At 71.5% G+C, this 8,444-nt stretch carries 6 protein-coding genes and 2 pseudogenes; 7 read left to right on the top strand and 1 reads right to left on the bottom strand.

Annotated elements, in window-relative coordinates:
- Positions 1-7: 7 nt before the first annotated feature.
- The 5 genes and pseudogenes from ACQKIP_RS32570 to ACQKIP_RS32550 form a co-directional block, all read left to right on the top strand.
- Positions 8-208, top strand: a pseudogene (locus ACQKIP_RS32570) (TOBE domain-containing protein); the annotation flags it as partial.
- A gap of 78 nt (positions 209-286) precedes the next feature.
- Positions 287-1,102 carry a molybdate ABC transporter substrate-binding protein gene (gene modA, locus ACQKIP_RS32565; protein ID WP_365858398.1) on the top strand — a complete coding sequence of 272 codons (816 nt, stop codon included), beginning with the start codon at positions 287-289 and terminating at the stop codon, positions 1,100-1,102.
- Between the two features lie 182 nt (positions 1,103-1,284).
- Positions 1,285-3,291 carry an ABC transporter permease gene (locus ACQKIP_RS32560; RefSeq protein WP_365858396.1) on the top strand — a complete coding sequence of 669 codons (2,007 nt, stop codon included), beginning with the start codon at positions 1,285-1,287 and terminating at the stop codon, positions 3,289-3,291.
- A 172-nt stretch (positions 3,292-3,463) separates the two neighbouring features.
- Positions 3,464-4,327: an MEDS domain-containing protein gene (locus ACQKIP_RS32555; RefSeq protein WP_365858394.1), complete on the top strand. Its 864-nt coding sequence runs from the start codon at positions 3,464-3,466 to the stop codon at positions 4,325-4,327.
- A gap of 1 nt (position 4,328) precedes the next feature.
- Positions 4,329-4,829, top strand: coding sequence for an ATP-binding protein (locus tag ACQKIP_RS32550; protein WP_365858392.1), 501 nt, complete (start codon positions 4,329-4,331; stop codon positions 4,827-4,829).
- A 104-nt stretch (positions 4,830-4,933) separates the two neighbouring features.
- On the opposite strand, the gene ACQKIP_RS32545 is transcribed toward ACQKIP_RS32550, so the two are convergent.
- Positions 4,934-5,986: a LacI family DNA-binding transcriptional regulator gene (locus ACQKIP_RS32545; RefSeq protein ID WP_365858390.1), complete on the bottom strand. Its 1,053-nt coding sequence runs from the start codon at positions 5,984-5,986 to the stop codon at positions 4,934-4,936.
- A gap of 383 nt (positions 5,987-6,369) precedes the next feature.
- On the opposite strand from ACQKIP_RS32545, the gene ACQKIP_RS32540 reads away from it, so the two are divergent.
- The gene (locus tag ACQKIP_RS32540) at positions 6,370-8,184 is read left to right on the top strand and encodes a coagulation factor 5/8 type domain-containing protein (RefSeq protein WP_365858388.1); all 1,815 of its coding nucleotides are present in this window, start codon (positions 6,370-6,372) and stop codon (positions 8,182-8,184) included.
- Positions 8,185-8,231: 47 nt separating this feature from the next.
- Positions 8,232-8,444, top strand: a pseudogene (locus tag ACQKIP_RS32535) (discoidin domain-containing protein); the annotation flags it as partial.

Below are 8,444 nucleotides of genomic sequence, written 5' to 3'. Positions count from 1 at the left end.
CCCCTAAACCTCGGCCCGCAACGCCTTTCCCGGCATAGTCACCGCCGTGAAGCTCGGCGACGTCGCGGCCCAGGTCGAGATCCAGGCAGGTCCGCACCGGCTCGTCTCGCTCCTGACCAGGGAGGCAGTGGAGGAGCTCGGCCTGGAGGTCGGCATGCGGGCGACCGCCCGCGTGAAGTCCACCAGCGTGCACATCGACCGCACCTGACCCCCGGTCCGCACGCCGGGATCCACCACCACGGGCCGGACCGCGCCGCCGGCCTAGTCCCCAAGGAGTTCCACGCTCATGACCGTTGCTCTCAGCGCTCTCAGCCCCGCCAGGCGCCGTACCGCGGCCGCCGTGCTCACGGTCGCCCTCCTCGTCCCGCTCGCCGCCTGCGGCAACGACGACGACAAGGGCGACAGCTCCAAGAAGGCCGCGGGCGACTCCGCGCCGAAGGCCGACCTGACGGTGCTCGCCGCCTCCTCGCTCACCGACGTCTTCGAGACGGCAGGCGCCGCGTACGAGAAGGAGAACCCCGGGACGAAGGTCCACTTCTCCTTCGCCGGTTCCCAGGAACTCGCCGCCCAGGTCAAGCAGGGAGCCCCCGCCGACGCCCTGGTCACCGCCGACACCAAGACCATGGACGGCTTGGGGTCCGACACCGGGACGCCGTCCGTGATCGCCAAGAACCGCCTGGTCATCGCGGTCGGCGAGGGCAACCCGGAGAAGGTCGCCGAGCTGAAGGACCTCTCCGACAGCAAGCTGAAGGTCGTGCTCGCCGCGCCCGAGGTGCCGGTCGGCCGCTACAGCAAGCAGATCCTCGACGACCAGAAGATCGACGTGAAGCCGGTCTCGCAGGAACCCAACGTCCGCGCGGTCCTGAGCAAGGTCGAACTGGGCGAGGCGGACGCCGGGCTCGTCTACAAGACGGACGCCGCCACCGCCACCGGGAAGGTCGACGCGATCAAGATTCCCGACGCCGAGAACGCGATCGCCGAGTACCCCGCGGCCACACTGAAGACCTCGAAGCACGAGGAGGCAGCGGCGGCGTTCGTGAAGTGGCTCTCCACGCCCGCCGCGCAGAAGATCCTGAAGGACGCGGGCTTCGAGAAGCCGTAGCAGCAGGAGCAACAGCAACAGCAGTCACACCCGTAGCCACGGCTTCGTGAAACCGTGGCCGCACCAGCCGAGGTGAGGGGGCCGACCGCCTCCCCGGTCGGGGCGTGCCGGGCCGTCCCCCGGCACGCCCCTGACGCCCCCTCACCTCGCGACACCACCCCGAGCGCACCCCAGGGACCACGATGAAACGCCTGCGCGGCCGGACCTCCGGCCCCCGCACCCCGATCGCCCTGGCGATTCCCGCGCTGCTCGCCATCGCGTTCCTGATGCTGCCGCTGCTCGGGATCCTCGTGCGTACCGAGTGGGGCGACCTCGGCGCCCATCTGACCGGCGAGGGAACGACACAGGCGCTGAAGCTGTCCCTCGTCGTCTCCTTCTGGGCGCTCGGCCTCTCCCTGCTGCTCGGGGTGCCGCTTGCCTGGCTCCTTGCCCGCGTCGACTTTCCCGGCAAGGCGGTCGTACGTTCCCTCGTCCTGCTCCCGATGGTGCTGCCGCCCACCGTGGGCGGCGTCGCCCTGCTGCTCGCCTTCGGGCGGCGCGGACTGCTCGGCCCGTGGCTGGAGGACACCTTCGGGATCACCCTGCCGTTCCACACGTCGGGCGCGGTGATCGCGGCGACCTTCGTGGCGATGCCCTTCCTCGTCATCAGCCTCGAAGGCGCGCTCGGCGGACTGCGCCCCCGTTACGAGGAGACCGCGGCGTCCCTGGGGGCCTCGCCGGTACGGGTGTTCTGTACCGTCACGCTGCCCATGGTCGCCCCCGGGCTCATCGCGGGAGCCGCCCTGACCTGGGCACGCGCCCTGGGTGAGTTCGGCGCGACCATCACCTTCGCGGGCAACCTGCCCGGCAGCACCCAGACCCTGCCGCTCCAGGTGTATCTGCTGCTCCAGGACTCCCCCGAGGCCGCGACGTCCGTGTCGCTGCTGCTGCTCGCCATCGCCATGGCGGTGCTCGTGGCGCTGCGCGGGCGCTGGATGAGCACGCCCGGCAGCCGGCGGGGCGGTCGGTCGGGGCAGCCAGAGCGGTCAGGACAGGTGCCGGACGACTCGGGCGCGCTTGCGCTTGCGGGGGCCGCCGGGGACGGGGCCGTCGCGTCCGGGGGCGTTGCATCGGCCACTGCGGTGACCGAGCCCGCGCCGCCCGCCCCGGAGGAGCGCTGGTCCCTGCACGCCGAGGTCACCGGCTTCAACCGGCTCGCCCTCGACGCAGGACCGGGCACCACCATCGCCGTCGTCGGGCCCAACGGCGCGGGCAAGACCACGCTGCTGCGCGCGCTCCTGGGCCTCACCCCGCGGGCCCACGCCGAGCTCCGTCTCGGCGGCACCGACGTCACCCGGCTGCCGCCGCACCGCCGGCACGTCGCCTGGGTCCCGCAGGACGGCGCCCTGTTCCCGCACATGAGCGCCCTCGCCAACACGGCGTACGGGCCGCGCGCGCTCGGCGTTCCGCGCGCCGAGGCCCGGCGGCGCGCGCAGGAGTGGCTCGACCGGCTCGGCGTCGGGCACCTCGCGCACCGCAGGCCGGCCCAGGTCTCCGGCGGCCAGGCCCAACGGGTGGCACTGGCGCGCGCGTTGGCGGCCCAGCCCCGGCTGCTGCTGCTCGACGAGCCCCTTGCCGCGCTCGACCAGACGACCAGGGCCCGGGTGCGCCACACCCTGCGTACGCACCTCGACACCTTCGGCGGTGTCTGCCTGATCGTCACCCATGACCCCGTCGAGGCGGTGTCCCTCGCCGACCGTGTCCTCGTACTGGACCAGGGGCTCGCCCTCCAGGACGAGACGCCCGCCGAGGTGACGCGGCACCCCCGCTCCCCGTGGGTGGCCAGGATGCTGGGCCGCAACGCCTGGCCCGGCGTCGCGGGACCCGACGGCCTCGCCCTGCCCGGCGGGGGGACCCTTGTGACCGCGGACCCGCTCCCGGCGGGCACCGACGCCCTGGCGATCATCGCCCCGGAGGCGGTCTCCGTGCACCGCGACAAGCCCACCGGCAGCCCCCGCAACGTCTGGCCCGGCACCGTCCGCGAGATCACCGCGAGCGGCAGCCGGCTGCGTCTCCTGATCACCTCGTCCGAGGCCCCCGACCTCGTCGCCGAGATCACCCCGCAGGCCGCGGCGGAGCTCGGCCTCACGGACGGGACACCGGTGTGGACCAGCGTAAAAGCGACCGAGACGACGGTCGTACCGACGTAGCACCTCCGCGCCCGGCCGGGGCCGTCGGGAGGTGTCGGAACCATGCGGCGATCATCACCTTCACCGATCGCTCGTCGCAACGAACTATCGAGTTGTCCAGCGTTTGGAACGACTTCAGTCAACAGTGATCACAGGCACCGTGTCGCCTCGCGCCGCCCCTAAGGTCGGCCCCATGGACGCCAGTTCTGTGACCAGGACGGTCTCCGTCACCCGTATGAATGCCGGGGATCACGCATGCCTCGGGTTCGACGACGACGAATCCCGCTGGGAACTCCGTGCCGCGTACGCCGACATCGGCCTCTCGCGCGGCGAGCAAGTGATCTTCTTCACCGACCCCGCGACCACCCCCGCGCTCGCGGCCGAGGCACTGAGCGGCTGCGGCTTCCGGCTGGGCCCCGCGCTCATGGACGGACGCCTCGTCGTGGTCGACGAGGTACCCGGATACGACCCGGCGACCGGTTTCGACCCCGCCGAACGGGCCCAGATGTGGGTGGAGCTGACGGACAAGGCGCGCCACGGCGGCTTCTCGGGCCTCCGGATCGTCGGTGACATGGGCTGGGCCGCGGCACCGGGTGTCGACCAAGACCTCCTGGTCGAGTACGAGGCCGGCCTCTCGCCGCTCTTCGCGGAGATCGGGTTCACCGCCGTCTGCGAGTACGACCTGCGCAAGTTCGACGAGGGCGTCCTGGACCGGATCCACCGCGCGCATCCCAAACAGGTCCTGCGGCACCTCGGCGCACTGGAGATCACCCGCACCGGAGCCGAACTGCGGATCGCCGGAGACGTCGACATCGCGACACGCGAGGAGTTCGACTCCGCGCTCGCGCACGCCCTGGCCGAGCCCGGACGCCCTCAGGTGCTCGACCTGTCCGAGCTGTGCTTCATGGACATACACGGCGCATCGACGCTGACGCGGCTCGCGGGCACGCTGCCCCGTGACCACCTCCTCGCGGTCCGCTGCTCACCCGCGCAGGGCAAAGTGTTACGGCTCTGCGGAGCCGCCGAAGTATCTCAACTCGTCCTGGGCGAAGGGTGAAGTGATCCGTTCAGTGATCCTCAACCGCGGCATCGGCAACGACGACAACGGCGGTGACCCGGCACTGCACCGGGAGCACGTCAACGACACGCTCGCCCTCACCTCCGCAAGGGCCACCCTGCTCGAACTCCCCTTCACCATGACCGACCTGGCCCGCCTGCGCCTGCTCGTCACCCGTCGCGCCGAGGACGCGGGCCTGTGCGAGCCCCGGCTCAGCGACTTCGTGCTCGCCGTGCACGAGGTCGCGAGCAACGCCGTCGTGCACGGCGGCGGCAAGGGGCGCATCCATCTCGCCCGCACGGACGAGGGGTTGCGCTGCTCCATCGCGGACAGCGGGCCGGGCCTGACCTGCCCGGAGCCGTGCGAGCCGGCCGCTCTCCCCGCACCGGACGAGGCCGAGAACGGCCGGGGACTGTGGCTGGCCCACGCCCTCACGGACGACTGCGAGGTCACGGTCGACGAAAGCGGGACGACGGTGGCGCTGGTGGCGTTCCTGCCCTGAGCGGGTCCGCGGTGCGGTCCTGCCCGTAGCGGTCCTGCCCGTGGCGGTCCTCTCCGTGGCCGTCCGGTCCTGTGCCTCGATGCCCGGCAGGCCCGGCGGGACGGTCACGCGGACGCCCGCTCCACCAGCGTCGGGCGGAACACCATCGACAGCGGCGCGTCGCCCGGCTGTTTGATCCGGCCGAGGAGCAGCCGGGCCATCTCGGCGGCCATCTCCTCCACCGGCTGCCGGACCGTGGTCAGCGCGGGCTCGCAGGACCGGGCGGCCTCACTGTCGTCGAAGCCGACCACCGCCACGTCCTGCGGCAGCCGCCGGCCCGCCCGCAGCAGCGTCTGGAGCGCGCCCTGCGCCATCAGGTCCGAGGCGACGAACACGCCGTCCAGGTCCGGGTGATCGGACAGGAGCCGCCGCATCGCTTCGGCACCGCCCACCCGGGTGAAGTCCGCCTCCGCCCACGGCGCCCCGGTCACGCCGTGCGCGGCCAGCGCGTCACGGAAGCCCTCAAGGCGTTCCCGGGCGGCCGGCATGTCCTGCGGCCCGGCGATGGTGCCGACCCTGCGGCGCCCTCCGGTGACAAGCCGGTCGACGGCCATCCGCGCCCCCGCCCGCTGGTCGACCTCCACGTACGGCAGCGGTACCGTCCCCGCCGGGCGTCCGGCAAGGACCGCGGGCAGCCCGGTCTCCGCGATCAGCCGGGGAAGCGGGTCGGAGGCGTGCGAGGAGACGAGCACCGTGCCGTCCACATGCCCCTGCCGCAGATACGAGAGCAGCTGGCGGCGCGAGGTGTCGTCGTCCACCAGCATCAGGACCATCTGCACCCCGGCCGGGCGCAGCACGTCCAGGAGTCCGCCGACCACCCGCCCGAAGTGGGGGTCGGTGAACATCCGGCCGACGAAGGGAGCCGCCACCGGCCGCCGCTCCTGCTCGGACACCACCAGGGCGATGGAGTCGGTCCGCTGGGTCACCAGGGAGCGGGCCGCCTGGTTGGGCACGTATCCGGTGGCCTCGACGGCCTCCTCCACCTTGCGGCGCAGCTCCGGGTCGACGGTGGGCGCGCCGTTCACGACCCGGGAGACGGTGGCGCGTGACACCCCCGCTGTCCGGGCCACGTCCTCCAACGTCACGGGGCGGGCGGGGCGCAGGGCATCGGGAGTCACGGTGTCTTTATAGCAATCAGTCGGATGCCGGTTCGGATCTCTTTACCTGATGAGGCATCAAGTGCACCGCACATGGACCAGGTTGGCTCGCGTGCCACCCGGGCGGACATTTCCCTCACGTACGAGCTATTGGCGCCAAATTGCCCACACGGGCACCTAGTTGACTTCTCTCCACCGAGTCAGCGCGACATCGTGCGCACCCCCTTGACGCTTCTTGTCTCAGACACAACTATCCAACGCGAGAGAGCGCTCTCTCAGCGATCAACGTTCATGTTCTGAACTCAAACCGAACACATACGGCACCGCTCTGCCCACCCACCCCGGAGCTGTGCCGCCCCCCTCCGGAGCAGTGCCCCCACCCCCTGCTGACAGGAAGACTCGCCATGTCTGAGCACACGCCCACGCCCGCCGCCGGATCGGCCCTCTCCCGCCGCACGGCCCTCGCCGCGGCCCTCGCGGTTCCGGCCACCGGGATGCTCGCCTCCCACGCGGTCGCCGCTCCCGACGCGCCCCCGGCGCAGGCCCCCGCCGCCCGCGGTCCGCAGCCCGCGAACGCCGCCGCCCCGGACTTCGGGCCGAACGTCATCATCTTCGACCCGTCCACCGGGGGCATCCAGGCGAAGCTGGACGAGGTCTTCAAGAAGCAGGAGTCCGCGCAGTTCGGCAAGGCCCGCTACGCCCTGCTTTTCAAGCCCGGCACCTACGGCGGTCTCAACGCCCAGATCGGCTTCTACACCTCGATCATGGGCCTGGGCCTGTCCCCCGACGACACGCACTTCAACGGTGACGTGACCGTCGACGCGGGCTGGTTCAACGGCAACGCCACGCAGAACTTCTGGCGTTCGGCGGAGAACCTCTCCCTCTCCCCGGTCAGCGGCGCCAACCGCTGGGCGGTCTCCCAGGCCGCGCCGTTCCGCCGCATGCACGTGCGCGGCGACCTGAACCTCGCGCCCAACGGCTACGGCTGGGCCAGCGGCGGCTACATCGCCGACAGCCGCATCGACGGCACCGTACAGCCGTACTCCCAGCAGCAGTGGTACACCCGCGACAGCTCGATCGGCGGCTGGCTGAACGCGGTGTGGAACATGGTCTTCTCCGGCGTCGAGGGCGCCCCGGGCGACACCTTCCCCAACCCGCCCTACACGACCCTGAACAACACCCCGTACTCCCGCGAGAAGCCCTTCCTCTACCTCGACGGCGGCGAGTACAAGGTCTTCCTGCCCGCCCTGCGCACCAACGCCCGCGGCACCAGCTGGGGCCGCGGCACCCCGCAGGGGCAGTCACTCTCCCTCTCCGCCTTCTACGTCGCCAAGGAGGGCGACAGCGCGGCCACCCTGAACGCCGCGCTCGACCGTGGGCTCCACCTCCTGCTCACCCCCGGCATCTACCACCTCGACCGGCCGATCCAGGTCAAAAAGGCGAACACCGTCGTCCTCGGCATCGGCTACGCCACCCTCATCCCGGACAACGGCGTGACCGCGGTGAAGACCGCGGACGTGGACGGGGTGCGCCTGGCCGGGTTCCTCGTCGACGCCGGGCCGCAGAACTCCAAGACGCTCGTCGAGGTCGGCCCGTCGGGCGCGAGCGGCTCGCACGTGGGCAACCCGACCACCGTCCAGGACGTGTTCATCCGCATCGGCGGTGCGGGCGCGGGCAAGGCCACCACCAGCATGGTCGTCAACAGCCGGCACACCATCGTCGACCACACCTGGGTCTGGCGTGCCGACCACGGCGACGGCGTCGGCTGGGAGACCAACCGGGCCGACTACGGCGTGGTCGTGAACGGCGCCGACGTCCTTGCCACCGGCCTGTTCGTGGAGCACTTCAACAAGTACGACGTGCAGTGGAACGGCGAGCGCGGACGCACGATCTTCTACCAGAACGAGAAGGCGTACGACGCCCCCAACCAGGCCGCCATCCAGAACGGCAGCATCCGGGGCTACGCCGCGTACAAGGTCGCCGACTCCGTCAACACGCACGAGGGCTGGGGCCTGGGCAGTTACTGCTACTACAACGTCGCTCCGTCCATCGTGCAGGAGCACGGATTCCAGGCCCCGAACAAATCCGGCGTGAAGTTCCACCACCTGCTCGTCGTCTCGCTCGGCGGCAAGGGTCAGTACGCGCACGTCATCAACTCGACGGGCAACCCCACGTCGGGCTCCGACACCGTGCCGTCCCAGGTGGTCCAGTACCCCTGAACCGCCCTCCCCCACCGGCCAGTTCACCCACCCGCAAGGAGAGCAGCATGCACTCCGGCACCCCCCGAAGACAGAGACGCACCCTCGCGCTCACCCCCGTCGTCGCGCTGGCGACGGCCTGCGCCCTCACCCTGCTCACCGGTCTCGCCTCCGCAGCGCCCTCCGACAATCCCGGCACGGTTGCCGCCGCCGCGGCATGGGACACCGACCGCGCGGCCGAGGCGTACTCCGCGAATCCGGCGTCGGCGACCGCGTCCGGC

It is taken from the genome of Streptomyces sp. NPDC059900 (assembly GCF_050270335.1).
In the GTDB taxonomy this organism is placed as follows: domain Bacteria; phylum Actinomycetota; class Actinomycetes; order Streptomycetales; family Streptomycetaceae; genus Streptomyces.
This window is presented reverse-complemented; position numbering and strand designations above follow the sequence as displayed.

Coding starts and splice junctions, on each gene's coding strand:
- ACQKIP_RS32560 (WP_365858396.1), top strand. CDS start 1,285: ATGAAACGCCTGCGCGGCCGGACCTCCGGCCCCCGCACCCCGATCGCC.
- ACQKIP_RS32540 (WP_365858388.1), top strand. CDS start 6,370: ATGTCTGAGCACACGCCCACGCCCGCCGCCGGATCGGCCCTCTCCCGC.
- ACQKIP_RS32555 (WP_365858394.1), top strand. CDS start 3,464: ATGGACGCCAGTTCTGTGACCAGGACGGTCTCCGTCACCCGTATGAAT.
- modA (WP_365858398.1), top strand. CDS start 287: ATGACCGTTGCTCTCAGCGCTCTCAGCCCCGCCAGGCGCCGTACCGCG.